This is a genomic window from Xanthomonas euroxanthea, assembly GCF_903989455.1.
Taxonomy (GTDB): domain Bacteria; phylum Pseudomonadota; class Gammaproteobacteria; order Xanthomonadales; family Xanthomonadaceae; genus Xanthomonas; species Xanthomonas euroxanthea.
Genome location: NZ_LR861803.1, coordinates 3397639 through 3424572 on the forward strand (window position 1 = coordinate 3397639; position 26934 = coordinate 3424572).

Here is a 26934-nt window from a genome sequence, read left to right on the forward strand (position 1 = left end):
CCTTGCATCCAACCCGATGCGCGCCGCTCCTGCTGTTATCCATGCGCACCAACCCTCTCGACGGGTCCTTGCCCGCCTACCGTCGCGGCACCCTGAGCGGCATGGATGCCGCGAGTGCGCTGATTGTTTTACTGGAAGCCCTGCACATCGACCATCTCGACGGGTCCTTGCCCGCCCGCCGTCGCGGGACCCTGAGCGGCATGGATGCCGCGCCGGAGCCTACAAGGACGTACGTGCGGCGTGTCCTGCGACGGTGGGCGGGCAAGGGCCCTGCAGCAAACTCACCGCATCGAGGGCGCGGCGCCCTTACTGCTTGCGGGACACGCCGTGAACCCATTCCTGGGGACCGTGTGGCGGCATCCATGCCGCTACACGGTCCCGCAACCGGCGAGGACACCGCACTAGACAGGTTGCTGGTTGCCGCGAGAAGAGCCCTGCGCACCAATCAACGTGACTGGTCCTTGCCCGCTCACCGTCGCGGGACCCTGAGCGGCATGGATGCCGCGCCGGAGCCTACACGGACGTACTTGCGGCGTGTCCTGCGATGGTGGGCGGGCAAGGGCCCTGCAGCAAAGCTACAGACCATCCGCTCTGCAAACTCTGGGCCTCGTGCTTCAAGTGCCTGGACACTGCGGATGGATGTGCTGATAGGAAACGCAAAGCAGCCTGCACCTGAGTAGCAGTGAGCAACGTAATTCTGTAGGCCGCTCTAAGAGCCGCGATCCTCCAGCACCCGCCGCAGGAACGGCACCGTGATGCGGCGCTTGGCAGCCAGCGATTCGCGATCCAGCCGGTCCAGCAATGCCACCAGTCCGGCCAGTTCGCGTTCGCTATGGGTCAGCAGCCAATCGATTGCTGCCTCGTCCAGCGCCAGCCCGCGCCGTTGCGCACGATCGCGCAACACGGCCGCGCGCCCGGCGTCGTCGAGCACCGGCAGGCTGATGCGGATGCACTGCGACAGCCGCGAGCGCAGGTCCGGCAATACCAATGCCAGGCCATCGGGCGTCTGCCGCGCGGTGTACAGCAAGGTGGTGCCGGCGGCGCGCGCGCGGTTGTGGAAATCGAACAGCGCCACTTCGTCGTCGCGCTGCCCGGCGATGCTTTCCACACCGTCCAGTGCGACCAGGCTGCGTCCTTCCAGCGCCTCGAGCGCATCGCGCAACCGGCCAGTGGCCGCGTGCAGGGGCAGGTACGCCGGGGCACGCCCGGCCTGTTCGGCGGCCGCGCACAACGACAACGCCAGATGCGTCTTGCCAGTGCCGGCGGGGCCGGACAGATACAGCCAGTCGCTCACCTGCCCGGCCGCCAATGCCTGCAGCTGCGACAGCAGGCCATCAGGCGCGGCGATGTAACTATCGAATCGCTGATCGGGCGGCGCGCGCAACGCCAGTGGCAACTGCGGAACACTCACGAGCGATCCGTGTCCTTGCTTGGGTCGATGATCACGCTGCGCTCGGGCGTGGACTGCAGCACGATGCCGGCGCGCTCGCCCGCATACAGATCGCTACGCGTGTATTGCTCATGCGCATAGCGCAGCAGCACATTGGCCACCGCCGCCACCGGCAGCGCCAGCAGCATGCCGAGAAAGCCGAACAACTGGCCACCCGCCATCACCGCGAAGATCACCGCGACCGGATGCAGGCCGATCTTGTCGCCGACGATGCGCGGCGTCAGCACATAGCTTTCCAGCAACTGGCCGACGGTGAACACCACGCCGACGCCGATCAGCAACTTCAGGTCAAAGCCCTGCGCCTGCACCACGGCCGCCAGCAGGGCGAGCACGATGCCGGTGGTGGCGCCCAGATACGGAATGAAGCTGATGAAGCCGGCGATGATGCCGATCAACAGGCCCAGATTGAGCCCGATGATGGACAGGCCGGCGGCGTAGATCGCCCCCAGCGCCAGCATCACCAGGAACTGGCCGCGGATGAAGCCGCCCAGCACGTCATTGGATTCCAGTGCGAGCCGGCTCACGGTACCGATGTAGGCACGCGGAATGACCGCGGCCACCCGCTCGACCAGGCGATCCCAGTCGCGCAGGAAGTAGAACGCCAGGATCGGCAGCAACGCCAGGTTGATCACCCAGGTCACCATCGCAAAGCCCGAACGCTGCACGTAGCCGAAGAAGGTCTTGGCGGCGCCGCCGGCCTGTTCCCAGTGACTGCGGATCCAGTCGATCAGGCGCTCCGGGTCCAGCCAGCCCATCAGTTCCACGCCGGTCTTGGCTTCCAGCCACGGAATGGCGGTGCTGATCGCCCAGGTCCGCATCTGCGGCAGCGCGTCGATCAGGGTCATGATCTGGCGCTCGATCATCGGCACCAGAATCATCAGCGCCAGCACGAACAGCAGCAGGGCCAGCACGAACACCAACACCACCGCGATGTTGCGCGAGCGGCCGGCGCGTTCGATGCGATCCACCAGCGGATCGCCCAGCCAGGCCAGCAGCAACGCCAGCACGAACGGCGTCAGGATCGGCGACAGCAGCGAGACCACCCACAACACGCCGACAGTCACCGCCACCCATTTCAGGCGACGCAGAAACAGGGCGATTTCGGCTTCGGGAGTCAAGGTCATTTCAGGCGGTACTCGGCGTGCTCGTTTTCGAGAATGATCGGGCCCTCGGTCGGCACCGACACGGGTACCAACGGGCTGTTGTCGCCGAGCATACGGTTGAGGCCGGAAATGCCCGTGAGCAATTCCAGATCCACTTCCATGCGGTCGCCGTTGGCGCTGACCGGGCGGATGCTGCGCACCACCGACACGCCCTGCAGCGCGGCGGAGACGCGCAGATAGTCGTCGGCGCTGCCGATCCCGGTGATCACCGCGCGGTAGACACCGGGCACACCCGAATCCACGCGCTTGGCGTAACGCTTGACCAGGGCATCGGCCGCGCCATCGGCACCGGCGGCCATCGCACGACGCGCATCGCCGTCGCTGCTGGTCCAGCTGGACAGCACGTTGCCGTTGTCGACGAAGACCCAGTCGGCGGTCCAGCCGGCGTCATTGCGGTAGAGCTTGCCGATCAACTGCATCGGCGGGCTGTACTTGGCCGATGCGCGCGCCACCGCGGCGGTGTCCTTGCGCCAGATCGCGCCGGCCAGCACCTGCTCGGCGGCGGCACCGCCGGGCAGGCCGAGCCGGTAGCCGCGCTCGATTGCCCGGTCCAGCACGCTGCGCGCGGCATTGGCCTGCGCCACGCCGACCAGGCGCGGGCCGCTGCCGTCGTCGATGGCCAGCCACAGCACCGGCTTGGGTCGCGGCAGCGGCCACACCGGCAGCCCCAGTGCGGCGATCAGGCCATCCACGTCGGACTGCCGGAAGCGCGCCACCAGCACGGTGCGGAAAGTCGGCGCACCGGTACGCGAGGTGCCCTGGTCCTGACGGTAGTCGTAGTTTTCGACATAGCCCGGCGCGCCGCGCAGTGCCTGCGAGACGCCTGGGCGGCTCATCACCCCGCGGTCGCCGGAGACCTTGCCCAGCACCGCGCCAAGCGCGCGCGCCAGCGCACCGGGGCGATCGGACTCGCTCTGGCTGTTGACCGGCACTTCGGCCTCATAGGCGCTTTGCGCCTTGGCGACGTCGCCTTCGGTGCGTAGATCGGCCTGCGCAAAGGCTGGCGCGAGGGGCATGGCGACCACGAGGGCGAGAAAGAAAGCGAGACTGCGGCGCATCGACGGTTCCATGACGTAAGCGTATCCGGGTGAATTGTTGCCCGAATGGGACGCCAGCGCCAACGTGGCTGCTAAAATCGCCGCCTTTACAGCCGAGCCCTCCCCGCCCGTGACCAGCCTAACGCCTTCCAATCCCTCGCCCATGACCTACCGTGAGGCAGGTGTCGACATCGATGCCGGCAATGCATTGGTCGAACGCATCAAGCCGCTGGTCAAGCGCAGCTTCCGGCCGGAGGTGATGGGCGGCCTGGGCGGGTTTGGCGCCTTGTTCGACCTGTCCGGCAAGTACCGGGAGCCGGTGCTGGTGTCCGGCACCGATGGCGTCGGCACCAAGCTCAAGCTGGCCCAGCAGTTGGGCCGGCACGACACCATCGGCATCGACCTGGTCGGCATGTGCGTCAACGACGTGCTGGTGCAGGGCGCCGAGCCGTTGTTCTTCCTGGATTATTTCGCCACCGGCAAGCTGGACGTGGAGACCGCCGCGGCCGTGGTCGGCGGCATCGCGCGCGGCTGCGAGCTGTCCGGCTGCGCCCTGATCGGCGGCGAAACCGCCGAAATGCCCGACATGTATCCGCCGGGCGAATACGACCTGGCCGGCTTCACCGTCGGGGCGGTGGAAAAATCGCAGCTGCTGGACGGCGCGCAGGTGCGCGCCGGCGACGTGCTGATCGGCATCGCCTCGTCCGGCCCGCATTCCAATGGCTACTCGCTGATCCGCAGGATCTACGAGCGTGCCGGCGCCCCGGCCGAGTTGGTGCTGGACGACGGCGTCAAGCTGATCGACGCGCTGATGGCGCCGACCGCGCTGTACGTCAAGCCGATCCTGGCGCTGCTCAAGTCGCATGGCGACAGCATCCACGCCATGGCCCACATCACCGGCGGCGGGCTGACCGAAAACATCATCCGGGTGATCCCCGACGGCCTGGGCCTGGACATCGACGCCACCGCCTGGACGCTGCCGCCGGTGTTCGCCTGGCTGCAGCGCGAAGGCGCGGTGGCCGATGCGGAAATGTGGCGCACCTTCAACTGCGGCATCGGCTTCGTGCTGGTCGCCGCACCCGAGCAGGCCGCCGCGCTGGAACAGGCACTGGAGGCGCAGTCGCTGGCGCATTGGCGCATCGGCCAGGTGGTGCCGGCGCAGGGCGATGAGCGCGTGCGGATCGGTTGACCGAGGAGACCTGCATGGACGCTGCCCCACACGCACTGCCGGCACCGGCCAGCGCTGACGATCTCCAGCACCTGAAACTGCTGTCGATCTTTCACTATGTGCTGGCCGCCATCACCGCCCTGTTTTCGCTCTTCCCGTTGATCCACCTGTTCATGGGCATTGCGATCGTCACCGGGCACCTGCCCATGACACAGGCCAGCACGGATGCACCACCGATGGATCCGCGATTGTTCGGCTGGTTCTTCGTGGTGTTCGCAGGTGTGTTCATTGTCTGCGGCCTGACGCTGGCAGCGTTCATGGCCTACGCCGGCCGCTGCATTGCCCAGCGCAGACGGCACCTGCTGTGCCTGATCGTGGCCGGCATTTCCTGCTCCTTCATGCCGTTCGGCACCGTGGTCGGCGTGTTTACGCTGGTGGTGCTGCTGCGCCCCCAGGTCAAGGCCTTGTTCGCTCCCACCGCCACTGCAGCGTGACGCGCACTGCCCCATGACATCAGCGAATCCCACCGCATGAGCCTGCGCCTGGCCGTGCTGGCCTCCGGCCGCGGCAGCAACCTGCAGGCCATCCTCGATGCCATCGCCAGCGGCCGGCTGCCGGCCGAGGTCGTGGGCGTGTTTTCCGATCGCCCACAGGCGCCGGCCCTGCACAAGGTCGATGAGGCACTGCGCTGGAGCGCCAGCCCGCGCGACTTCGCCGACCGTGCCGCCTTCGACGCCGCGCTGGGCGATGCGATCGCCTCCGCGCGGCCGGACTGGGTGATCTGCGCCGGCTACATGCGCATCCTCGGCGAGCCGCTGGTGCGTCGCTTTGCCGGGCGCATGCTCAATATCCACCCCTCGCTGCTGCCCAAGTACCGCGGCCTGCACACCCACGCCCGCGCACTGGAAGCCGGCGACGCCGAACATGGCGCCAGCGTGCATCTGGTGGTGCCGGAACTGGATGCCGGCACGGTGATCGCGCAGGCGCGCGTACCGGTACTGCCCGACGACAGCGCCGAGCAGCTGGCCGCGCGCGTGCTGGCGCGCGAACACCCGCTGCTGCTGGCCACCCTGGACCTGCTTGCCAGCGGGCGCGTGGACGTACATGGCGATGGCGTCCACATCGACGGTCAGTGCCTGTTTACGCCATTGCGACTAGAGTCCGCTGACACCGCACTCGCCTGAATGCGGATACGCCCTCCTCATCCTGTCTCGGACATCCTGGCGGCCCCGTGCCTCGCTCTCAGCGCATGAAACCCCTCCCGATCGCCACCGCGCTGTTGACCGCAGTCCTGCTTGTTCCGGCCGGTGCCGGCCGTGCGCAACAGGCCGCTGCAGTGCCTGCGCCAGCTGCCGCCGCTCCGGTCGCGGCGCCGCCGACGGCGCCTGCATCTGCAGCCGCCCTGCCTGCCAGCAGCTGGACGCCGCCGCCACTGCAGCCCTTCGTGGCCACGTACCAGGCGTTCTACCGCGGCAAGGAAGCCGGCGATGCCACCATGCAGGTCAGCAACGGCGAAGGCAGCCAGTGGCGCATCGACATGTCGGTACGCGGCCGCAAGGGCTTTGCCAGCATTCTCGGTCTGAACCTGGAACAGAGCACGGTGTTCCGCGTCGATGGTGGCACCTATGTGCCATTGAGCCAGAGCACCGTGCGCAAGGCGATGTTCTTCGGCAAGAAGGTCACCGGCGTCTACAACTGGCAGACCGCCAGCGCCCAGTGGGACGGCGATCTGAAGAAGGAGCGCCAGCAGCCGATTCCGCTGCAGCGCGGCGACCAGAGCGCGCTGTCGCTGAACTTGTCGCTGATGCGCGACGCGCAACCCGGACGCAGCCTGAGCTATCGCTACGTGGATGTCGGCCGGGTGCGCAAATACGACTACAAGGTCGCCGATGCCACCGAGGTGGTGCAGGTCGGCGACCTGAGCTACGACGCGTTGCGCGTGTACCGCGTCAACAGCGGCGACAACGAAACCATCCTCTGGATCGCCAACGGGGTTCCCACGCCGGTGCGCATCCTGCAACGTGACAAAGGTGAGGATCAGGTCGATCTACGCCTGGTCGAATATCAAGGAGCCTGACCCATGCACACCGTTTCCCGCACCTGTTCGCTGATCGCCGCTGCCGCACTGGCCGTAGCCAGCCTGCCCGCGTTCGCCATGCAGCCGTTCCAGGCCGATTATTCGGCCAACTACATGGGCATGCAGGCCAACGGCACCATGACCCTGGCCGCCGCCGGCGCCAACCAGTGGCGCTACACGCTCACCATCCAGAACCAGCTGGCCAACCTGACCCAGAGCACGGTGTTCGAAGAGAGCAACGGCCAGCTGCGCCCGGTCAGCAGCAACGACACCTCGTCGATGATGGTCAAGCGCCGCAACGTCACGGCCAACTACGACTGGAAGACCAGCCAGGCCACCTGGGGCGGCGACATCAAGCCGGACCGCCGGGGCCCGGTGAAGTTGCAGCCCGGCGACATGGATGCCCTGCTGATCAACCTGGCGATCACCCGCGACCTGGCCGCCGGCAAGCCGCTGAACTACCGCATGGTCGACGAAGGCCGCATCAAGCCGATGAGCTACAAGGTGGTCGGCAAGGAAACCATCACCGTCAACGGCAAGCAGGAGCAGGCGACCAAGGTGTCGCGCGTGGACGGTGACAAGGAATTGATTGCCTGGGTAGTCAAGGACCTGCCGGTGCCGGCGCGCCTGCTGCAGAAGGAAAAGGGCCAGGACGCGCTGGACCTGACCATCAAGGCGTTGCGCTGAGCGCCAGGCGCGCCTGGTAGGAGCGTGCCCGCGCGCGACGGGGCGTTATCGGTCATGCGCCGTCGCGCGCAGGCACGCTCCTACCAGGTCGTGGGAGCTGCTCGGCAGCCGCCCTCCGACTGCAATAAAAAGCCCGGCTGCCAGCCGGGCTCTTCATTTCGATCAGGCGCGGTGCGGAATCTCCGCAGCAGGCAGAGACACGCTCACCCCTCAGGGCTTTGCCGCGGCCTTGTCGTCGCCGGTGCTGAACACCGTGCGGCAGTCCACGCGAATCTGCTGGTCATTCTTGCGCCAGTAGAACAGGTCGCAATGGCGCTTGCCTTCGACGGTCTTCTTCACTGCCACCGCATAGAACGACTGCGCGATCTCGTCGCGGCTGGCAGTGCCGTCGTTGTCCCAGTCCATGTCCTTGAACTCGACGCCCTGGGTGATCGCCATGCCGACCGACCAGGCGTAGGCCAGCCACGCCAGGATCAGCACGATCACGCCGAGCAGGATCTTGCGCCGGGTGGTGAACCGCCCGCGCAGGATCATGCGCTGCGCCGGATGGTCGCGCCCAGCGCCCCCAGCTTCTCCTCGATGTTTTCGTAGCCACGGTCCAGGTGGTAGATGCGGTCGATGCTGGTGTCGCCGTCGGCCACCAGGCCGGCCAGGATCAACGACGCCGAGGCGCGCAGGTCGGTCGCCATCACCGGCGCGCCGCTGAGACGCTCGGCACCGCGCACGATCGCGGTGTGGCCTTCGACCTGGATGTCCGCGCCCAGGCGCAGCAGCTCGTTGACGTGCATGAAGCGGTTTTCGAAGATGGTTTCGTTGATCACGCCCACGCCATCGGCCACGCAGTTGAGCGCCATGAATTGCGCCTGCATGTCGGTGGGAAACGCGGGATACGGCGCGGTGGTCAGGTTGACCGCGCGCGGGCGCTTGCCGTGCATGTCCAGCGTGATGCTGTCGGCGGTGGTGGTGATGGTCGCGCCGGCTTCGGTGAGCTTGTCCAGCACCGCGTCCAGGGTGTCCGGACGGGCACGGCGCACGGTGACGCTGCCGCCGGTCATCGCCGCGGCGACCAGGAAGGTGCCGGTCTCGATACGATCCGGCAGCACCGCATGGTGCCCGCCGCCCAGGCGCTCGACGCCCTGCACCACGATGCGCGGCGTGCCGGCGCCCTCGATCTGCGCACCGAGCGCGATCAGGCAGTCGGCCAGGTCGGTGACTTCCGGCTCCATCGCCGCGTTTTCCAGCACGGTGGTGCCGTCGGCCAGCACGGCCGCCATCAGCACGTTCTCGGTGCCGGTGACGCTGACCATGTCGAACACGTAGCGGCCACCCTTCAGGCGCCCATTGCTGGTGGCCTTGATGTAGCCGTTTTCCACGCTGATCTCCGCACCCAGCGCCTGCAGGCCCTTGATGTGCTGGTCGACCGGGCGTGAGCCGATCGCGCAGCCGCCGGGCAGCGACACTTCGGCGGTGCCGTAGCGCGCCAGCAGCGGGCCCAGCACCAGGATCGAGGCGCGCATGGTCTTGACCAGCTCATAGGGCGCGACCTGGTGGGTGACCGAGCGCGGGTCGACCAGGATCGAGCGCCCCTTGGCCAGCGTGCCTTCGTCGATGGTCACCTCGGCGCCCAGCTCGCTGAGCAGCTTCACCGTGGTGATCACGTCGTGCAGGTGCGGCACGTTGCTGATCTCCACCGGCGCATCGGCCAGCAGGGTCGCGCACAGGATCGGCAGCACCGCGTTCTTGGCGCCGGAAATATTGACTTCACCATGCAGCGCTTGGCCGCCGGTCACTACGATTTTTGCCATGGGAGCTTGGGGAATCCGAAAAGGGACGTCGGGGGAAATGTAAGGGGTCGCCAGGAGTCGGCCGGCACTTGGCAGTCGGGCGGGGGCGCAGCCCGATCGGCCAGGATCGACTGACGCTCAGCCTTCGTCGGGGGTCAGCGTCTTGAGCTGCAGCGCGTGGATCGCCCCGCCCATCAGCTCGCCCAGGGTCGCGTAGACCATGCGGTGGCGGGCCAGCGGCGCCTTGCCGGCGAATGCGGGGCTGATCACGGTCGCCTCGAAGTGCACGCCGTCGTCGCCGTGCACCTCGACGCGGGCTTCGGGCAAGCCGGATTCGATGAGTTTACGGATGGTTTCGGCGTCCACAGGGCGTTTCCTCATAAAATGAGCGCACATTCTACTCTTCACCCGAGTCCCGCATGGCCGTCTCGCACCTGCCCTCCGCCACCGTCAGCGACGCCAGCCTGGTCGCCAGCGGCCAGCGCGTGCTGGAGATCGAGCGCGAGGCGCTGGCCGGCGTGGGCGCGCGGATCGGCAGCGACTTCGCCGCGGCCTGCCGGCTGGTGCTGGCCTCGCGCGGGCGCGTGGTGGCCACCGGCATGGGCAAGTCCGGGCATATCGCGCGCAAGATCGCCGCCACCCTGGCCTCCACCGGCACGCCGGCGTTCTTTGTCCATCCGGGCGAGGCCGGGCACGGCGACCTGGGCATGATCACCGAGGCCGACATCGTGCTGGCGCTGTCCTATTCGGGCGAATCGGACGAGGTGCGCATGCTGTTGCCGGTGCTCAAGCGCCAGGGCAACCCGATCATTGCCATGACCGGGCGCCCGAGCTCGTCGCTGGCCCAGGCCGCCGACGTGCACCTGGATGTGAGCGTGTCCGCCGAAGCCTGCCCGCTGCATCTGGCGCCCACCTCCAGCACCACCGCCTCGCTGGCGATGGGCGACGCGCTGGCGGTGGCGCTGCTGGACGCACGCGGCTTCACCGCCGACGACTTCGCGCGCTCGCATCCGGCCGGCAGCCTGGGCCGGCGCCTGCTGCTGCACATCACCGACGTGATGCACAGCGGTGATGACCTGCCGCGCGTGCGCGAGGACGCCAGCCTGAGCGAGGCGTTGATGGAAATGAGCCGCAAGCGCCTGGGCATGACCGCGGTGGTCGATGGCCAGGACCGCCTGATCGGCCTGTTCACCGACGGCGACCTGCGCCGCGCGCTGGACAGCGACATCGACGTGCGCAGCGCCGGCATTGCGCAGGTGATGACGCGCAACCCGCGCACCATCGGCGCCGACCAGCTGGCCGCCGAAGCCGCGCGGCTGATGGAGGATTACAAGATCAACGGCTTGATCGTGGTCGATGCGCAGCAGCGCGCGGTCGGCGCATTGAACATTCACGACCTGTTGCGCGCCAAAGTGGTTTAACAGGTTCAGTTTTCTACTGTTGGAACCCCGTTCTCACCGATCCGTGCCGATGCCCTATTCCCCTTTGCAGCACCTGCCCGCCGACATCACCGACCGCGCCGCGCGTATCCGCCTGGCCTGTTTCGACGTCGACGGCACCCTGACCGACGGCCGCCTGTACTACGACCATGCCGGCAACGAGAGCAAGTCCTTCAACGTGCTCGACGGCCAGGGGCTCAAGCAGCTCGACCATGCCGGCATCCATGTCGCGCTGATCACTGCGCGCGCCAGCCTGTCGGCGGAAAAGCGCGGCCAGGATCTGGGCCTGCACGTGCAGATCGGGGTCAAGAACAAGCGCCTGGCCGTGCTGGCCTTGTGCCAGGAGCACGGCCTGTCGCTGGACCAGGTGCTGTTCATGGGCGACGACCTGCCCGACCTGCCGGCCCTGCTGGCGGTCGGCCTGCCGGTCGCACCCGCCAACGCGCACCCGTGGATCGCCGAGCGCGTGCAGTGGCATACCCGGGCACGTGGCGGCGAAGGTGCCGCGCGCGAGGTCTGCGACGTGGTGCTGGCCGCGCAAGGCCAGATCGAGGGCATCATCGAAAGGTTTTCCGCATGAGCTGGAACTGGCGCACCACCCTGGGCGTGGTGTTGTTGGCCGCTGCGGTGGTCTCCGGCTGGTCGGCCTGGCAGCAGCGCGCGCGCCCGGTTGCGGCGGCGGTGGACGATTCGCGCGCCGATTACGTGCTGCGCGATTTCGAACTGATTGCGCTGGACAAGGAAACCGGTAAGGAATCGATGACGCTGCGCGCGCCGGAGATGCATCGCAACCGCGCCGATCGCACCTCCGAGGTCACCACCCCGGTGTTCCTGTTGCCCGACAACACCAATCAACCGTGGACGCTGCGCTCCAAGACCGGCTGGATCAGCCCCAAGGGCGACGAGTTGCGCCTGCGCGGCGATGTCGAGGGCGACAGCCCCACCGGCGGCGCAACCCCGCCGACCACGTTCCGTACCCAGAGCCTGGACGTGTTCCCGCAGCAGAATCTCGCCAAGACCGCTGCCCCGGTGAGCATGAGCCGGCCGGGTATCATGCAGAGCGGGGTCGGCTTCGAGGCCGATCTCAAATCACGCCAGTACAAGCTCCTTTCCCAGGTCAAGACCCGTTATGAACCGAATGCTGCCCGCTAAGCTGGCGTTTGCCGCGCTGCTGCTGCCTGCCCTTGCGATGGCCAAGACCAGCGACCGCAATCAGCCGATGGCGATCGACTCCAATGCCAACGACTGCAACATGCTCGACGACAGCGGCAAGTGCCGCTTCAGCGGCAATGTGGTGATCACCCAGGGCACGCTGGAAATCCACGCCGACACCGCCGACATCTTCCAGAAGAATGGTCAGACCGACCGCGTCGTGCTGACCGGCAAGCAGGCCACGCTGAAGCAGCAGATGGACGACGGCGCGATGATGAACGGCCAGGCCGACAACATCGAGTACCAGGTCGCCAACGAAGTCATCGTGCTGACCGGCAACTACAAGGTCGACTCGCCCAAGGGCACCAACGCCGGCCAGCGCATGGTCTACAACACCAAGACCGGCAACATGCAGAGCGGCGGCGACGGCAGCCGCGTGCGCACCATCATCCAGCCGAAGACCGCGGCGCCGGCGGCGGCAACGCCTGCTGCAACGCCGGCCGCCAAGCCCGCGGCCAAGCCGCAGGGGAAGAAGTAATGCTGGTCGCCACCGGTCTGCGCAAGAAGTACAAGCAGCGCGAAGTGGTCAAGGAATTCGGCCTCACGCTCGAGGCCGGCGAAGTGGTCGGCCTGCTCGGCCCCAACGGCGCCGGCAAGACCACCTGCTTCTACATGATCGTGGGCCTGGTCGAGGCCGATGCCGGACGGATCGAGCTGGACGGCCGCGACCTCACCGCCGAGCCGATGTATGCCCGCGCCAAGCTTGGCGTCGGCTATCTGCCGCAGGAGCCCTCGATCTTCCGCAAGCTCACCGTGGCCGACAACATCCGCCTGGTGCTGGAGCTGCGCGAAGAGCTGGATGGCGCCGGCCGCGAGAAGGAACTGGTCTCGCTGCTGGAAGAACTGCAGATCACCCACGTGGCCGACCAGCTGGGCGCCAGCCTGTCCGGCGGCGAGCGGCGGCGGTGCGAGATCGCGCGCGCGCTGGCGGCCAAGCCGCGCATGATGCTGCTCGACGAACCCTTCGCCGGCGTCGATCCGATTTCGGTCGGCGAGATCCAGCGCATCATCATCCACCTCAAGGAACGCGGCATCGGCGTGCTGATCACCGATCACAACGTGCGCGAAACCTTGGGAATCTGCGATCGCGCGTATATTCTCGCCGAGGGGGGCGTACTGGCGCAGGGGGCACCAGATGCGCTGCTAGCCAATCCCGACGTCCGTCGCGTGTATCTGGGGGAAACTTTCCGCCTTTGAGCGCGTCGCCGCGCCATCGATTTTCCCAGTCAGTGCCCGCATGAAAGCCCGGCTCCAGACATCGCTAGGACAGCAGTTGGTCATGACGCCGCAGTTGCGTCAGGCGATCAAGCTATTGCAGATGTCCACCACCGAGCTGGAACTGGAAATCGCCGAAGCGGTGGAGACCAATCCGCTGCTGGAATGGGCCGACGAAGCCGCGCATGCGGCCAACGCGCTTCCGGTGGAAGCATCGTCTGCCGCCTCCACCGACGACACCCCGCGCGAAGAACCGACGCCGGCCGAGCGCGACGACGACTGGTCGCAGGACGAGCTGCAGTGGACAGGTTCGGGCAGCGGCGGCAGCTTCGACGATGACGAGTCCGGCGATGCCGCCGAGCGCGTGGCCGAAGCCGAAACGCTGGCCGACCACCTGCTGTGGCAGCTGCACCTGTCGCCGCTGTCGCCGCGCGACCGCCAGATCGGCGCGATGCTGATCGATGCGCTGGACGAAGACGGCTACCTGCGCGAACCACTGTCGGCCATCCTGGAAACGCTGGCGCTGGGCGCGGCAGTGGACGAGGCCGACGTGCTCACCGTGCTGCACCAGATCCAGCGCTTCGACCCGGTCGGCGTGGGTGCGCGCACCCTGGGCGAATGCCTGGCACTGCAGCTGGCCGTGCTCGACCCGGCCACCCCGGGGCGCGAACTGGCGCTGCAGATCGTCGCCGGCCCGCTGGAGCGCCTGCCGCGCAGCGGCGTGGCCGGCCTGGCGCACGAACTCAAGCGCTCCACCGCCGATGTCGACCAGGCGGTCCAGTTGGTGCGCTCGCTGGATCCGCGCCCGGGCAAGCAGATCGGCGACCTGTCGCAGGACACCTATGTGGTGCCGGACTGCGTGATATGGCGCCAGCGTGGCGTGTGGCGGGCCTCGCTGGCCGGTCGCGCCCAGCCCAAGGTCACCATCCACCGCGGCTACGAGAACCTGATCCGCAGCTGCGGCGAATCCGACGCCGGCTATCTGCGCGGCCAGCTGCAGGAGGCGCGCTGGCTGCTCAAGAGCCTGGAAGCGCGCGGCGAGACCCTGCTGCGGGTGGTGCGCTGCCTGCTGCAGCACCAGGCCGGGTTCCTGGAATTCGGCGCGCAGGCCTTGCGCCCATTGACCCTGCGCGAGATCGCCGGCGAGCTCGGCCTGCACGAATCCACCATTTCCCGCGCGATCGCGCGCAAATACGTACGCACCCCGCGCGGCACCATCGCGCTGCGCTCGTTCTTCGCCTCCGGCATCGACACCGACAGCGGCGGCGAGGCTTCCAGCACCGCCATCCAGGCCATGATCCGGCGCCTGATCGAGGCGGAAAACCCGCGCAAACCGCTGTCCGACGCCAAGTTGGCCGATCTGCTGAAAACTTCCGGCGTACCAGTGGCGCGGCGCACCGTTGCGAAGTATCGTGAGGCCATGAACATTTCCGCCTCCCACGAACGCGTCCGTATCGCCTGACGTTGCACCCACCGCAACGCCGGCTTGCGCCGGGTAAGTCGGAGCACCGGAAAGGTTCATTGGCCCACCGACCAATGGAGGTATCCGATGCGTATCGAGACGTATGGCCACCAGCTTGAAGTGACCCCCGCGCTGCGGGAGTACGTGGCAAGCAAGCTGCAGCGACTGCAGCGCCATTTCGACCAGCACTGTGAAGTCCGAACCCAGCTGGCCGTTCGCAAGCCAGACCATCACGTGGTCGCCACCGTCAACCTCCCCGGTCGCACCCTGCACGCAGATGCCAGCGGCTCCAGCATGTATGCGGCCATTGACCTGCTGGTCGACAAGCTCGACCGCCTGGTGCTCAAGCACAAGGAAAAGAAATGTAACCACCATGCCCGCGAGGTGCGCGACAATCCCGCATGACGCTTCCCGCTTGATGCCCTCATGCCTTTAACCGATCTGATGGCGGCCGTGCGCACCGTGGTGTCGCCGGCCGCCGATCGCGACACCGTCCTGCATACCGCCGCCGACCTGCTGTCCTGCCGTCAGGCTGGCGCCGACGAGCTCTACGCCAACCTGTGCGAACGCGAGGCCCTGGGCAGCACCGCCATCGGCCACGGTATCGCCATCCCGCACGGGCGCTGCCCCAACCTCACCGAGCCACGGGGTGCACTGCTGCGGCTGGACACGCCGGTGGCCTTTGGTAGCGATGAGCCGGTGGACCTGATCTTCGCGATGGCGGTGCCTGCGCACTACACCCACCAGCACCTGATGCTGTTGTCGGAGCTGGCCGAACGGTTTTCCGATGCGGAGTTTCGTCAGCAGCTGCGTGCCGCCCCCAACGCCGACGCCTTGATGGCGCTGCTCACCGACGCACCGCCACCACAGGCCAGCGCCGCATGAATACCAGCATCACCGCACGCGAACTGTTCGACCAGCAGCGCGACAAGCTGGCGCTGCGCTGGGTCGCCGGCCAGAAGGGCGAGCACCGCGAGATCGAGGCCGGCAGCAATAATGCGCGCCGCCCGTCGCTGGCCGGCTACCTCAACGTGATTTATCCCAACAAGGTGCAGATCCTGGGTACCGAAGAGCTGGCCTGGCTGGATTCGCTGGATGCGCGGCAACGCTGGGAGACCATCGAGAAGATCATCCAGGTACAGCCGCTGGCGCTGGCGATCAGCAAGAACCAGTCCTGCCCGGAAGACCTGCGCGCGGCCGCCGACGAATCCAACACGCCGCTGTGGATCTCGCCCAAGCGCGGCCACGAACTGCTCAATCACCTCTCCTACCACCTGGCGCGCACGCTGGCGCCGCGGGTCACGCTGCACGGCGTGTTCATGGAGATCTATTCGATCGGCGTGCTGATCACCGGCGAGGCCGGTTCGGGCAAGAGCGAACTGGCGCTGGAACTGCTCAGCCGCGGTCACCGCCTGGTGGCCGACGACGCACCGGAGTTCACCCAGATCGCGCCCGACGTGCTCGACGGCACCTGCCCGGAACTGCTGCAGGACCTGCTGGAAGTGCGCGGCCTGGGCGTGTTGAACGTGCGCGACATGTTCGGCGACACCGCGGTGAAGAAGAACAAGTACCTGCGCCTGATCGTGCACCTGACCCGCCCGATGACCGAGCCCACCCCGTCCGGCTACGAACGCCTGACCGGCGATTCCGGCAGCCGGCATGTGCTGGACCTGGACGTGCCGCTGATCACGCTGCCGGTGATGCCCGGCCGCAACCTGGCGGTGCTGACCGAGGCGGCCACGCGGCTGCATATCCTGCGCACCAAGGGCATCGACCCGGCGGCGATGTTCATCGCCCGCCACAGCAACCTGCTGGAGCGACGCACGCCATGAGTACCGCGCCCTCCACGTTGATGATCGTGAGCGGGCTGTCCGGCTCGGGCAAATCGGTCGCGTTGAAGACCTTCGAGGACCTGGACTACTACTGCTCGGACAATCTGCCGGTCGAACTGCTGCCGGACTTCGTCAAGAGCCGCCTGCGTGGCAACCCGCTCGGCGACCAGCGCCTGGCGGTGGGCATCGATGTGCGCAGCCGCAGCGACCTGACCCAGCTGGCGCAATGGCGCCAGGCCGCGCAGGAATACGGCATCGAGGCACGGCTGCTGTTTTTCGAGGCCAGCGACGAGGCGCTGATCAAGCGCTACGCCGATACCCGCCGCCGCCATCCGCTCAGCCATCTCGGCCTGGCCTTGCCGGAAGCGATCACCCGCGAGCGGCAGCTGACCGAACCGCTGCGCGCACAGGCCGATGCCATCATCGACACCAGCGCGCTCAACGTGCACCAGCTGCGTCGCCGGGTGGTCACCGAGTTTGCGCTCGGCACCAGCGACCGGCTGTCGCTGCTGTTCGAATCGTTCGCCTACAAGCGTGGCGTGCCGGCCGAGGCCGACTTCGTGTTCGATGCGCGCGTCTTGCCCAACCCGCACTGGGACCCGGAGCTGCGCCCGCTGACCGGCCGCGATGCCGGCGTGCGTGACTATCTGGACAAGGAACCGGACGTGGTGCGCTACAGCGCGCAGATCGTGGACCTGCTCGATACCTGGCTGCCGCGGCTGCGCAACGACACCCGCAGCTACGTCACCATCGCCTTCGGCTGCACCGGCGGCAAGCATCGCTCGGTGTATCTGGCCGAGCGCATGGCGCGGCATGCGCGCGAGCAGGGCTGGCCGGAAGTGGCGACGTTTCATCGCGAGCAGGATTGAAGGGCCGGGAATCGGGGATTGGGGATTGGGAATCGGGGATTGGGGAATCGTCAGAGCGGTGTCATGCGGTCTGCAAGAACGCGTGTCATCGGTGCATTTCATCAGCGCGTTTTGATCATGCGTTGCCTTCCCGCCTACTGACTGCAGCGCTCGCTTGTGATGCGGGACGCATCGGGAGACTGGCGAGGTCACGGGTCATTGCCGTGCCGGCGGCAACGCATGTGTTGCAGGCTTCGTGCGCGTCACGGTGCGGCGGTCCTAAACGGCTATTCATTTCGCAACACATCGGTGCCGGCAGACGCTATCGCGCGGTCATGCCGACCTGTTAACGTTTCGGCATGGCCTGTGGCATTCTCCTCATTACTCATCCCGGCATCGGCGCGGCGTTGTTGAACGTGGCGACGGGGCTGTTGCGGCAGTTGCCGCTGAAGACCGAAGCGTTCGACGTGCCGCTCGATGCAGACCTGGACGCCTTGCTGCCCCAGGCCTCGTCGGCGATGCGACGGGTCGACAGCGGCGACGGCGTGCTGGTCATGACCGACCTGTACGGCGCCAGCCCCAGCAATCTCGCCAGCCGGTTGGCAAAGCTCGGCACGCCGGTTCGCCGGGTGTCCGCGCTCAGCCTGCCGATGCTGCTGCGGGTGATGAACTACCCCGAACAAGGATTGCAGGAGCTGCCCGCCACCGCGGCGGCAGGCACCCGCAACGGAGCGATCATCGACGATGCTTGAACGCGAACTCATAGTTTCCAACCGACTCGGACTGCATGCGCGGGCAACCGCCAAGCTGGTGCAGACGCTGTCGTCCTACCGCAGCAACGCCACCCTGGCGGCCAAGGGCCGCGAGGTGAACGCCAAGAGCATCATGGGCGTGATGCTGCTGGCCGCAGGCCAAGGCACCAGCGTGGTGGTGCGGCTGGATGGCGAAGACGAAGCGCAGGCCCTGCAGGCGCTGGTGGACCTGTTCGAGCGTCGTTTCGACGAGGACAGCTGAGCATGCGCGGGGTCGGTGCGGGGCTGACCGACAGGGCGCGGCCGCGCCAGGGGCGCACATGAGCCTGCGTCTGCGTGGACACGCCGCCTCGCGCGGCAACGCACTCGGACGCGCGCGCGTGCGCCAGAGCCACACGCTGGAAGTGGCCGAACAACGCGTGCCCGCCAGCCAGGTGGAAACGCAGCTGCAGCGCCTGCATCTGGCGATCGAGGCGGCACGCACCGAGATGCAGCAGCTGCGCGACCGCCTGCATGGCGCGCTTGCGCGCGAAGTCGGCGAATTCCTCGAACTGCATGCGCTGCTGCTCGACGACCCGGAGCTGCTGCAAGGCCTGGACGAGTTGATCCGCACCCACCGCTACAGCGCCGACTACGCCTTGCGCGTGCAGCGCGACCGGCTGGCAGCGGTGTTCGACGGCATGGAGGACGCCTACCTCAAGAGCCGCATGGACGACCTGGATCACGTCATCGGCCGCATCCATGCGTTCCTGCACAAGCGCGCGCCCGACCTCAAGGGCGTGGCCGGCGAGATCCTGGTCTGCGACAACGTCGCACCCTCGGAGCTGGCGCAGTTGCAGGCGCAAGGGGTGGTCGGCATCGTCACCACCGCCGGCAGCGCGTTGTCGCATAGCGCGATCCTGGCGCGCAGCCTGCACCTGCCGCTGGTGGTGGGGGTAAGCGATGCGGTGCAGCGGATCGACGATGGCGATGTATTGATCGTCGATGCCGGTTCCGGCCAGGTGATCGTCGATCCCAAGCCCGAGCACCTGCGCGACTACCGCGAGCGCCTGCGCGCGCTGGCCAAGGAACAGCGCGAACTGGGCCGGCTGCGCTCCAAGCCCACGCGCACGCGCGACAACGTCGATATCACGCTGCTGGCCAATGCCGAATCGCTGGAGGACGTGGCGAAGGCGCACGCACTCGGCGCCAGTGGCCTTGGCCTGTATCGCACCGAATTCCTGTTCCTGCAGCGCAACGAGCTGCCGGACGAAGAGGAACAGTTCCACACCTACCGCGACACCGTGCTGGGCATGAGCGGGCGACCGGTCACCATCCGCACCCTGGACCTGGGCGCCGACAAGGCCGACCGCACCGGCCTGACCTTGAGCGACGAAGACAACCCGGCGCTGGGTCTGCGCGGGGTGCGGTTGTCGCTGGCCCGGCCTGCGGTGGCGCAGGCGCAGTTGCGCGCGATCCTGCGCGCCTCCGGCTACGGGCCGGTGCGCATCCTGGTGCCGATGGTCAGCGGCCGCGAGGAAGTCCAGCTGTTGCGCCGGCAGATCAAGAAGCTGGCCGCACAATTGCGCGAGCAAGGCCACGAGATCGCCGAGCACATTCCGCTCGGCGCAATGATCGAAGTGCCGGCTGCGGCGCTGGCGCTGGACTGCTTTATCGACGATATCGATTTCCTGTCGATCGGCACCAACGATCTGGTGCAGTACCTGCTGGCGGTGGACCGCAACAACGAGGCATTGGGCGAGTTGTACTCGCCGCTGCATCCGGCGGTGCTGCGCCTGATCGCGCAGGTGATCGCCACCGGGCGCGCGTTCGGCAAGCCGGTGGCGGTGTGCGGCGAGATCGCCGGCGACCCGCGCTTCGTCCCGATGTTGCTGGCCCTGGGGCTCACCGAGTTCAGCCTGCATCCGGCCACGCTGCTGGAGGTACGCCGTGCGGTGCGCGACATCCACCTGGGCGAGTTGCGCGTGCATGGCGAAAAACTGCTGCGCGCGCGCGACCGCAAGGGGATCGAAAAGTGGCTGGCCAATGTCGCGCAGGGCCTGATGCGCTGAGCGATTGCGTCATCGCGCAGGGGATGTTCCTGCGCGTTGCCCTTCGCACTGTATGTTTCGTCACCATGCGCAAGCGATAATGCCGTGCTGACTCAGCACCGCGTCTTCCATCGGGACGTGTCCACTCTTGCAGGGAGCCGCGCATGGCCGAAGCCGTCCGCCACGACAAGACCGCGCGACAGCTGCGATTGCTGTCCGATGCGCTGGATAGCGGACGCCTGGGCCCGGTACGCCGGCTGGTCAATACACTGGCGCCGGCGGAGATCGGCAACCTGCTGGAGTCGCTGCCGCCCGGCAAGCGCGAAGTGGTGTGGGGCCTGGTCGACCCGGAAGACGACGGCGAAGTGCTGCTGCATGTCGGCGATGAAGTGCGCGAAAGCCTGCTGGCCGACATGGACACCGACGAGATCGTCGCCGCGGTCGAAGACCTCGACATCGACGATCTGGCCAATCTGGTCGAAGACCTGCCCGACACCGTCATCGACGAAGTGCTCAAGTCGATGGACCGCGAGAACCGCGAGCGGCTCGAGCAGGTGCTGTCGTATCCGGAGGACACCGCCGGCCGCCTGATGAATCCGGACGTGGTGACGGTGCGCGCCGACGTCAATGTCGATGTGGTGCTGCGCTATCTGCGCCTGCGCGGCGAGCTGCCCGATCACACCGATCACCTGTACGTGGTGAGCCGACGCCATCAGTATCTGGGCCGGGTGTCGCTGGCCGCGCTGGTCACGCACGAGGACAGCACGCCGGTCAATCGCCTGATCGACGACGAACAACCGGCGATCGACGTGGGCGATGGCTCCGACGAGGTCGCACGGCGCTTCTCCGACCATGACTGGATCTCCGCGCCGGTGGTGGACGACAACAACATCCTGCTCGGCCGCATCACCATCGACGACGTGGTCGACATCATCCGCGAACAGGCCGAGCACCAGGCCATGAGCGCGGCCGGCCTGGACGAGGACGAGGACATGTTCAGCCCGGCGCGGCGCGCATTCCGCCGCCGCCTGATCTGGCTGGGCATCAACCTGTGCACGGCGTTCCTGGCCTCCAGCGTCGTCAGCGAATTCGAAGGCACCATCGCCAAACTGGTGGCCCTGGCGGCGCTGATGCCGATCGTTGCCGGCATGGGCGGCAATGCCGGCACCCAGGTGCTGGCCCTGATGGTCCGCGGCCTGGCGCTGGGCCAGATCGGCTCCTCCAACGTGATGACCTTGCTGAAGAAGGAACTCACCGTCGCGCTGATCAACGGCATGGTGCTGGGGATCGGGCTGGGACTGATCGTGCTGGCGTGGTTCCGCCAGCCGATGCTGTCGCTGGTGATCGGCACCGCGCTGACCTTGAACATGCTCACCGCCGCCTTCGGCGGCGTGCTGGTCCCGGTGACGCTGAAGCGACTGGGCTTCGACCCGGCATTGGCCGGTGGCGTGATCCTGACCACGCTGACCGACGTGATGGGGTTCCTGAGCTTCCTCGGCCTGGCGACGCTGATCCTGCTGCCGTAGCCGCCGTACCCGGCGCTTGCGCCGAACGTCGTGCCGAGCACACAGCGGCAAGGATCGGATGAAGAGTCGGCAAAAATCGCCGCAGCGCGACATGCCAGCACACCTGCATGCGGCGATACTGCGGGTCTGTCATTGGTCAGGAGGTCTGCGTGATCCGTCGTTGTCTTGTTCTTGCGATTGTGGCGCTGGTCCTGGCCGGCTGTTCCAGCATGGCTGAGCGCCACCACGACGGACGCCGCGGCCATTTCGTCACCCGCACGCTGGAACTGGAAGGACGGCTTTACCGCTATCAGGTGTTCGTGCCGGCCTCCACGGCGCCGCAACCGCGCCCGATCGTGCTGTTCCTGCATGGCTCGGGCGAACGCGGCAACAACGGACGCGATCAGGCGGAGGTCGGCGTTGGTCCCTACCTGAGCGCACACACCGCCGAGTTCCCTGCCCTGGTGGTGCTGCCGCAGGTGCCCGACGACGAGGAGTGGCTGGGCATCAATGCACGCATGGCGATCGCCGCGCTGGATGCGGCCAGTGCCGAATTCGGTGCCGACCCGCAGCGCACCTATCTCACCGGCATCTCGATGGGCGGCTATGGCGCCTGGGAAATCGGGCTGATGCAGCCGCAGCGGTTTGCCGCGATCGTGCCGATCTGCGGCGCACTCAAGGCGCCGCGCGACGAGCGTCGCACGCTCTACGTCAGCCTGGTGGCCAAGGAGGCCGACCCGTACACCGCTGCGGTCACCCAGCTCAGGCACGTGCCGATCTGGATGTTCCATGGCGCCAAGGACGACTCGGTGCCACCGCATGACGACCGTGCGCTGTACCGCGCCGCCAAGGGCATCGGCGCCAACGTGCGCTACAGCGAATATCCGGACGGCAACCACAATGCCTGGGACGCGACCTACGCAGACCCGGCGATGTGGGAATGGATGTTCAAGCAGCGCCTGCGCTGAGCGGGCGGCGCATCGCGCCGATGCGGTCTGCACCCGCTCAGTGGTGATAGCCGGTATCGGCGGTGATCTTGCCGCGGAACACGCGGTACGACCACACCGTGTACCCCAGGATCAGCGGCAGCAGCACCACCAGGCCGATCAACGCGAACAACTGCGAAGACGGCGGCGCGGCGGCCTGCCAGATCGTGTAGACCGGCGGCACCAGATACGGCCACATGCCCAGCACTAGGCCGAGAAAGCCGAGCACGAACAGGCCCATCGCCAACAGGAACGGCGGCGTATCCGGCCGCCCCGCGTCGGTGGAACGCCAGAGCGCGAACCCCACCAGGGCGACCAGCACCGGCACCGGCATCAGCCACAGGTAATGGGCATCGCTGAACCAGCGGTCCATCACATGCGACTGCAGCGATGGCAGCCACGCGCTGACCAGGCCGATGAAGATCAACACGCTGATCGTCAATGGCCGGCTCAGCTGGCGCGCGAGCTGTTGCACGTGGCCTTCGGTCTTGAGGATCAGCCAGGTGCTGCCGAGCAAGGCGTAGCCGAACACCAGTGCGGCGCCGGTCAGCATCGCGAAGGGACTGAACCAGCCCCAGATGCCGCCGACATAGCGGTCGTTTTCGATCGGCAGGCCCTGCACCAGCGCGCCCAGGATCACGCCCTGCGCAAATGTCGCCAGGATCGAGCCGGCAGCGAAGGCATTGCTCCACAGCCGCCGCGAGCGATGCGCCTTGAAGCGGAACTCGAACGCCACGCCGCGGAATACCAGCGCCATCACCATCAGCAACACCGGCAGGTACAGCGCCGACAGGATCACCGCATACGCCTTGGGAAACGCCGCCAGCAGCCCTGCCCCGCCCAGCACCAGCCAGGTCTCGTTGCCGTCCCAGATCGGCGCGGCGGTGTTCATCATCAGGTCCAGCTGCGCCTCGTCCTTGCGGAACGGCGCCAGGATGCCGATGCCGAGCACGAAGCCATCCAGCACCACGTACATCAGCACCCCGAAGCCGATCACCGCGAACCACGCCACCGGCAATACGCTGCTCATGTCCATCATGCGGCTCCGTCGATCGGTTCATCGGCCGCCGACAGCGGCCGTGCCGGCGTGTGCTCGCCGTGGTCCAGCTGCGGCGCGTCATGCGGGGTCGGCCCGATCTTGCCGATCTTGACCAGGTACCAGATGCCCCAGCCGAACACGAAGGCATAGCCGACCACGTACACCGCCAGCGAGATCGCGGTCATCAACGTCGACTGCGGGCCCACCGCATCGGCAGTGCGCAACAGCCCGTACACCACATACGGCTGCCGTCCCATCTCGGTGACGAACCAGCCCGAGACCAGCGCGATGAAGCCACTGGGCAGCATCCAGCGCCAGGCCGCCAGCAGCCAGCGCCACTGCAATAACTTGCCGCGCCACCAGGCGAACGCCGAGACCCAGGCCACCAGCAGCATCAACGAGCCCAGCCCGACCATGATGCGGAAGGCGAAGAACACCGGCATCACCGGCGGGCGATCGGCGGCCGGCACCGAGGTCAACGGCTTGATGCTGCCTTCCAGACTGTGGGTCAGGATCAGGCTGCCCAGGCGCGGGATCGCCACCTCGTAATCGTTGCGCTCGGCCTGCGCGTTGGGCAAGGCGAACAGCACCAGCGGGAAGCCCTTGTCCTGGCCCTCGTCATGCCAGTGCGCTTCCATCGCCGCGATCTTCATCGGCTGGTGCTCGAGCGTGTTCAGGCCATGCATGTCGCCGACGAAGATCTGCAGCGGCACGGTGATCGCCGCGAAGGCCACCGCCAGCTTGAGCATGCGCAGCCCCGCCTCGCGATGCACGCCGCGATGCAGATACCACGCCCCGACCGCGCCGACCACGAAGCAGGTGGTGATGAACGAGCCCAGCGCCATGTGCGCAAGCCGATATGGAAACGAGGGGTTGAAGATGATCTTCAGCCACGCCACCGGATGCACGATGCCGTCGACCACCTCATAGCCGGCCGGGGTCTGCAGCCAGCTGTTGGACGACAGGATCCAGAACGTGGAAAACAGCGTGCCCAGCGCCACCATGCAGGTCGCCAGGAAATGCAGGCGCTCGGAGATGCGCCCCCAGCCGAACATCATCACGCCCAGGAAACTGGCCTCGAGGAAGAACGCGGTCAGTACTTCGTAGCTCAGCAACGGGCCGATCACGCTGCCGGCGATCCGGCTCAGCTCCGGCCAGTTGGCGCCGAACTGGAAGGCCATCACGATGCCGCTGACCACGCCCATGCCGAAGGACACGGCAAAGATCTTCTGCCAGAAGAAATACAGCTCGCGCCACACCGGCAGCCGGGTGCGCAGCCAGCGCCATTCGAGAAATGCCAGCAGGCTGGACAGCCCGATGGTGAATGCGGGAAACAGCACGTGGAATGCGATGACGAATCCGAACTGGATCCGCGATAACAGCAAGGCATCCATGGAGAGTCCTCCAGGAAAATGGGGAAACCGCAGCGCACCGGGTGCAGATCGATCGCCGAGACTCGCTGCGGTGGTCGATCGCGACCTCCTACGCTACCGCATCATGATAGGGACGCTCGAGCGGGTTCCCGATGCGACACGGGGTCGCATCTGCGTCAAACCGTCGCGCCTGTCCTGCCGCCAGATGGTACGCGTTCAAGGCGCTGCGGCATGCTAGGCGGCGCCGCGCGTCCGCCGGGCAAGCGCGCTGACCACGGCGATGAAGACAGTCAGACCGACCATCGACAGGAACTGCGCGCGGGTGTCCACCGACGACGCCAGCAGCACGAAGATCACCGCCAGGATCGCCAGGGCCAGCAGGGTCAGAAACGGGTAACCCCGCATGCGGAACGGCAACACGACGCCGGCGCGGTCGGCGCGTGCGCGCAGGATCAGCTGCGACAGCAGCGAGATCGTCCACACCAGCAGGCAGGTGGCGCCGACGATGTTGAGCAGCATCGGCAACACCTTGTTGGGGTACAGCAGTTCCAGCGCGGCGGCGGCAAACCCGAACAGCACGCTGGCGATCACCGCCACCAGCGGCACCTGCTCGCCGCTGGTCCTGCCAAGCACCCGCGGCGCTTCGCCGCGCTGCGCCAGCGAGAAGATCATCCGCGAGGCCCCATACAGGTTGGCGTTGAGCGCCGACAGCAAGGCCACCACGGCGACCAGGGTGATGGCGGTGGCCGCGCCGGGAATGCGCGCCACCTCCAGCACCGCAGCGAACGGCGAGCTGAGCGCTGCGCTGGTCCACGGTACCACCGCCACGATCACGCTGATCGAGCCGATGTAGAACACCAGGATGCGCCAGGCCACGGTGCGAATCGTGCGTGCCAGGCTGCGGCCCGGGTCGGCGGTTTCCGCAGCGGCGACCGCCACGATTTCGGTGCCGCCGAAGGCGAACACCACCACCAGCAACGCCGAGCCGATGCCGGCCAATCCCTTCGGCGCGAACCCGCCGTTCTGGGTGAAGTTGGACAGCCCCGGCGACACCACGCTGGGCAACCAGCCGGCCAGCAGGGCCACGCCGATCAGCAGGAACACCACGATCGCCACGACCTTGAGGATGGCGAACCAGAATTCGAACTCGCCGAAATTGCGCACGCCCAGCAGGTTGATCGCGGTGAAGGTGGCCATGAACACCACTGCCAGCAACGGCACCGACAACGCCGGCCAGACCGAGGCGAGCAGGCCCGCCGCGCCGACCGCTTCGGCGGCGATCACCACCACGATCTGCAGCCACCACAACCAGCCCACCGTCGCACCGGCAGTCGGGCCCATCGCATCGGCTGCGTACACCGAGAACGCCCCGCTGGCCGGCTTGGAGGCCGCCATTTCGCCCAGCGCGTTCATCACGATGATCACCAGCGCTCCGGCGATCAGATAGGACACCAGCACTGCCGGCCCCGCCGCATGGATCCCCACGCCCGAGCCCAGAAACAGCCCGGCGCCGATCGCCGTACCCAGGCCCATCATCATCAACTGCCGCGGTTTCAGCGCATGGCGCAACGCGGGCGTGGCGGACGGAGCGTGCTCAGCAACGGGATCGGTCGGAAGCGGCATGGACGGGCTTGGATGGATGGGATCGCGACACGATACCGCGTCGCGGCGCCTGCCGCGCCTCTTGACGCCGGCCCGGGAGCGGGAGTCGCTCAGCCCGGAAGCGCTCTTGCCCGCATCCATCGCATGGGGACCACGGCCTCCCGGTGCGCAACCACCAGTGACCACCATGGCTGGCCGCAACCGGCGATGCGCGAACCTGCTGCCTCGCACCGACAAAAATCCCCGGACATGCCGGGGATCGGTGCGCGCGCA

Annotated in this window: 29 protein-coding genes and 1 pseudogene; 20 read left to right on the plus strand and 10 right to left on the minus strand. The window is 67.2% G+C overall.

Features of this window, described 5'->3' with window-relative positions:
- Positions 1 to 709: 709 nt before the first annotated feature.
- From hda to H7A86_RS14305, 3 genes are read right to left on the minus strand one after another with little or no spacing between them, the layout of a single operon-like run.
- On the minus strand, positions 710 to 1411 hold the full coding sequence (gene hda / locus H7A86_RS14295; RefSeq protein ID WP_119131193.1) for a DnaA regulatory inactivator Hda: 702 nt from the start codon (positions 1409 to 1411) through the stop codon (positions 710 to 712).
- Positions 1408 to 2574: an AI-2E family transporter gene (locus H7A86_RS14300; protein WP_104583061.1), complete on the minus strand. Its 1167-nt coding sequence runs from the start codon at positions 2572 to 2574 to the stop codon at positions 1408 to 1410. The genes hda and H7A86_RS14300 overlap by 4 nt, the downstream gene beginning before the upstream one ends.
- Complete coding sequence (locus H7A86_RS14305; protein WP_164739151.1) at positions 2571 to 3683, minus strand: DUF2066 domain-containing protein; 1113 nt, start codon at positions 3681 to 3683, stop codon at positions 2571 to 2573. Before H7A86_RS14305 ends, H7A86_RS14300 begins: the two co-directional genes overlap by 4 nt.
- 22 nt (positions 3684 to 3705) lie before the next feature.
- Between H7A86_RS14305 and purM the strand changes: the two genes are divergently transcribed.
- The 5 genes from purM to H7A86_RS14330 all read left to right on the plus strand — a co-directional run bounded on the left by purM (position 3706) and on the right by H7A86_RS14330 (position 7582).
- The gene (gene purM / locus H7A86_RS14310; RefSeq protein WP_180707899.1) at positions 3706 to 4839 is read left to right on the plus strand and encodes a phosphoribosylformylglycinamidine cyclo-ligase; all 1134 of its coding nucleotides are present in this window, start codon (positions 3706 to 3708) and stop codon (positions 4837 to 4839) included.
- A gap of 14 nt (positions 4840 to 4853) precedes the next feature.
- Complete coding sequence (locus H7A86_RS14315) at positions 4854 to 5312, plus strand: hypothetical protein (protein ID WP_104583140.1); 459 nt, start codon at positions 4854 to 4856, stop codon at positions 5310 to 5312.
- A 36-nt stretch (positions 5313 to 5348) separates the two neighbouring features.
- A complete protein-coding gene (gene purN, locus H7A86_RS14320) occupies positions 5349 to 6002 on the plus strand; it encodes a phosphoribosylglycinamide formyltransferase (protein WP_119131191.1) in 654 nt (217 codons plus the stop codon).
- A gap of 65 nt (positions 6003 to 6067) precedes the next feature.
- Positions 6068 to 6895: a DUF3108 domain-containing protein gene (locus H7A86_RS14325; protein WP_119131190.1), complete on the plus strand. Its 828-nt coding sequence runs from the start codon at positions 6068 to 6070 to the stop codon at positions 6893 to 6895.
- 3 nt (positions 6896 to 6898) lie between these two features.
- Positions 6899 to 7582 (plus strand): DUF3108 domain-containing protein, encoded by a 684-nt coding sequence (locus H7A86_RS14330; RefSeq protein ID WP_115677656.1) that lies wholly within the window; start codon positions 6899 to 6901, stop codon positions 7580 to 7582.
- 210 nt (positions 7583 to 7792) lie between these two features.
- On the opposite strand, the gene H7A86_RS14335 is transcribed toward H7A86_RS14330, so the two are convergent.
- The 3 genes from H7A86_RS14335 to H7A86_RS14345 all read right to left on the minus strand — a co-directional run bounded on the left by H7A86_RS14335 (position 7793) and on the right by H7A86_RS14345 (position 9732).
- Positions 7793 to 8116 (minus strand): EF-hand domain-containing protein, encoded by a 324-nt coding sequence (locus tag H7A86_RS14335; RefSeq protein WP_119131189.1) that lies wholly within the window; start codon positions 8114 to 8116, stop codon positions 7793 to 7795.
- Entirely contained in the window at positions 8113 to 9387 is a 1275-nt protein-coding gene (murA, locus tag H7A86_RS14340) for a UDP-N-acetylglucosamine 1-carboxyvinyltransferase (protein WP_104583054.1), read from the minus strand. The genes H7A86_RS14335 and murA overlap by 4 nt, the downstream gene beginning before the upstream one ends.
- Positions 9388 to 9504: 117 nt before the next feature.
- Entirely contained in the window at positions 9505 to 9732 is a 228-nt protein-coding gene (locus H7A86_RS14345) for a BolA family protein (RefSeq protein ID WP_104543115.1), read from the minus strand.
- A 53-nt stretch (positions 9733 to 9785) separates the two neighbouring features.
- Between H7A86_RS14345 and H7A86_RS14350 the strand changes: the two genes are divergently transcribed.
- The 10 genes from H7A86_RS14350 (at position 9786) to rapZ (ending at position 17395) form a co-directional block, all read left to right on the plus strand.
- Entirely contained in the window at positions 9786 to 10787 is a 1002-nt protein-coding gene (locus H7A86_RS14350) for a KpsF/GutQ family sugar-phosphate isomerase (protein ID WP_119131188.1), read from the plus strand.
- Positions 10788 to 10836: 49 nt separating this feature from the next.
- The gene (locus H7A86_RS14355; protein ID WP_104583052.1) at positions 10837 to 11385 is read left to right on the plus strand and encodes a KdsC family phosphatase; all 549 of its coding nucleotides are present in this window, start codon (positions 10837 to 10839) and stop codon (positions 11383 to 11385) included.
- A complete protein-coding gene (lptC, locus tag H7A86_RS14360; protein WP_104583051.1) occupies positions 11382 to 11957 on the plus strand; it encodes an LPS export ABC transporter periplasmic protein LptC in 576 nt (191 codons plus the stop codon). Before H7A86_RS14355 ends, lptC begins: the two co-directional genes overlap by 4 nt.
- Positions 11935 to 12495 carry a lipopolysaccharide transport periplasmic protein LptA gene (gene lptA, locus H7A86_RS14365; protein ID WP_024938739.1) on the plus strand — a complete coding sequence of 187 codons (561 nt, stop codon included), beginning with the start codon at positions 11935 to 11937 and terminating at the stop codon, positions 12493 to 12495. Before lptC ends, lptA begins: the two co-directional genes overlap by 23 nt.
- On the plus strand, positions 12495 to 13214 hold the full coding sequence (gene lptB / locus H7A86_RS14370) for an LPS export ABC transporter ATP-binding protein (RefSeq protein ID WP_016904606.1): 720 nt from the start codon (positions 12495 to 12497) through the stop codon (positions 13212 to 13214). Before lptA ends, lptB begins: the two co-directional genes overlap by 1 nt.
- 40 nt (positions 13215 to 13254) lie before the next feature.
- On the plus strand, positions 13255 to 14694 hold the full coding sequence (locus H7A86_RS14375; RefSeq protein WP_104583049.1) for an RNA polymerase factor sigma-54: 1440 nt from the start codon (positions 13255 to 13257) through the stop codon (positions 14692 to 14694).
- Between the two features lie 87 nt (positions 14695 to 14781).
- Positions 14782 to 15099, plus strand: a complete 318-nt coding sequence (gene hpf, locus H7A86_RS14380) for a ribosome hibernation-promoting factor, HPF/YfiA family (RefSeq protein WP_016904608.1) — start codon at positions 14782 to 14784, stop codon at positions 15097 to 15099.
- A 21-nt stretch (positions 15100 to 15120) separates the two neighbouring features.
- Complete coding sequence (locus H7A86_RS14385) at positions 15121 to 15579, plus strand: PTS sugar transporter subunit IIA (RefSeq protein WP_104648158.1); 459 nt, start codon at positions 15121 to 15123, stop codon at positions 15577 to 15579.
- Positions 15576 to 16526 (plus strand): HPr(Ser) kinase/phosphatase, encoded by a 951-nt coding sequence (gene hprK, locus H7A86_RS14390; protein WP_016904610.1) that lies wholly within the window; start codon positions 15576 to 15578, stop codon positions 16524 to 16526. Before H7A86_RS14385 ends, hprK begins: the two co-directional genes overlap by 4 nt.
- Positions 16523 to 17395, plus strand: a complete 873-nt coding sequence (gene rapZ / locus H7A86_RS14395; RefSeq protein ID WP_164739153.1) for an RNase adapter RapZ — start codon at positions 16523 to 16525, stop codon at positions 17393 to 17395. Before hprK ends, rapZ begins: the two co-directional genes overlap by 4 nt.
- 266 nt (positions 17396 to 17661) lie before the next feature.
- On the opposite strand, the pseudogene H7A86_RS21285 reads toward rapZ, so the two are convergent.
- Positions 17662 to 17913 (minus strand): annotated as a pseudogene (locus H7A86_RS21285) (GNAT family N-acetyltransferase); the annotation flags it as partial.
- On the opposite strand from H7A86_RS21285, the gene H7A86_RS14400 reads away from it, so the two are divergent.
- From H7A86_RS14400 to H7A86_RS14420, 5 genes are all read left to right on the plus strand, one after another.
- A complete protein-coding gene (locus tag H7A86_RS14400; RefSeq protein ID WP_369920304.1) occupies positions 17803 to 18126 on the plus strand; it encodes a PTS sugar transporter subunit IIA in 324 nt (107 codons plus the stop codon). The pseudogene H7A86_RS21285 and the gene H7A86_RS14400 sit on opposite strands and share 111 nt — an antisense overlap.
- Positions 18119 to 18388 (plus strand): HPr family phosphocarrier protein, encoded by a 270-nt coding sequence (locus H7A86_RS14405; protein WP_016904613.1) that lies wholly within the window; start codon positions 18119 to 18121, stop codon positions 18386 to 18388. Before H7A86_RS14400 ends, H7A86_RS14405 begins: the two co-directional genes overlap by 8 nt.
- Positions 18389 to 18446: 58 nt before the next feature.
- Entirely contained in the window at positions 18447 to 20177 is a 1731-nt protein-coding gene (gene ptsP / locus H7A86_RS14410) for a phosphoenolpyruvate--protein phosphotransferase (RefSeq protein ID WP_104583047.1), read from the plus strand.
- A gap of 143 nt (positions 20178 to 20320) precedes the next feature.
- Positions 20321 to 21682 carry a magnesium transporter gene (gene mgtE / locus H7A86_RS14415; RefSeq protein WP_104583046.1) on the plus strand — a complete coding sequence of 454 codons (1362 nt, stop codon included), beginning with the start codon at positions 20321 to 20323 and terminating at the stop codon, positions 21680 to 21682.
- Between the two features lie 107 nt (positions 21683 to 21789).
- The gene (locus tag H7A86_RS14420) at positions 21790 to 22629 is read left to right on the plus strand and encodes a carboxylesterase family protein (protein WP_180707900.1); all 840 of its coding nucleotides are present in this window, start codon (positions 21790 to 21792) and stop codon (positions 22627 to 22629) included.
- A gap of 37 nt (positions 22630 to 22666) precedes the next feature.
- On the opposite strand, the gene cydB is transcribed toward H7A86_RS14420, so the two are convergent.
- From cydB to H7A86_RS14435, 3 genes are all read right to left on the minus strand, one after another.
- Positions 22667 to 23683: a cytochrome d ubiquinol oxidase subunit II gene (gene cydB, locus H7A86_RS14425; protein ID WP_104583045.1), complete on the minus strand. Its 1017-nt coding sequence runs from the start codon at positions 23681 to 23683 to the stop codon at positions 22667 to 22669.
- Positions 23683 to 25080: a cytochrome ubiquinol oxidase subunit I gene (locus tag H7A86_RS14430; RefSeq protein WP_119131187.1), complete on the minus strand. Its 1398-nt coding sequence runs from the start codon at positions 25078 to 25080 to the stop codon at positions 23683 to 23685. Before H7A86_RS14430 ends, cydB begins: the two co-directional genes overlap by 1 nt.
- A 213-nt stretch (positions 25081 to 25293) precedes the next feature.
- The gene (locus tag H7A86_RS14435) at positions 25294 to 26682 is read right to left on the minus strand and encodes an amino acid permease (protein ID WP_119131186.1); all 1389 of its coding nucleotides are present in this window, start codon (positions 26680 to 26682) and stop codon (positions 25294 to 25296) included.
- Between the last annotated feature and the right edge of the window lie 252 nt (positions 26683 to 26934).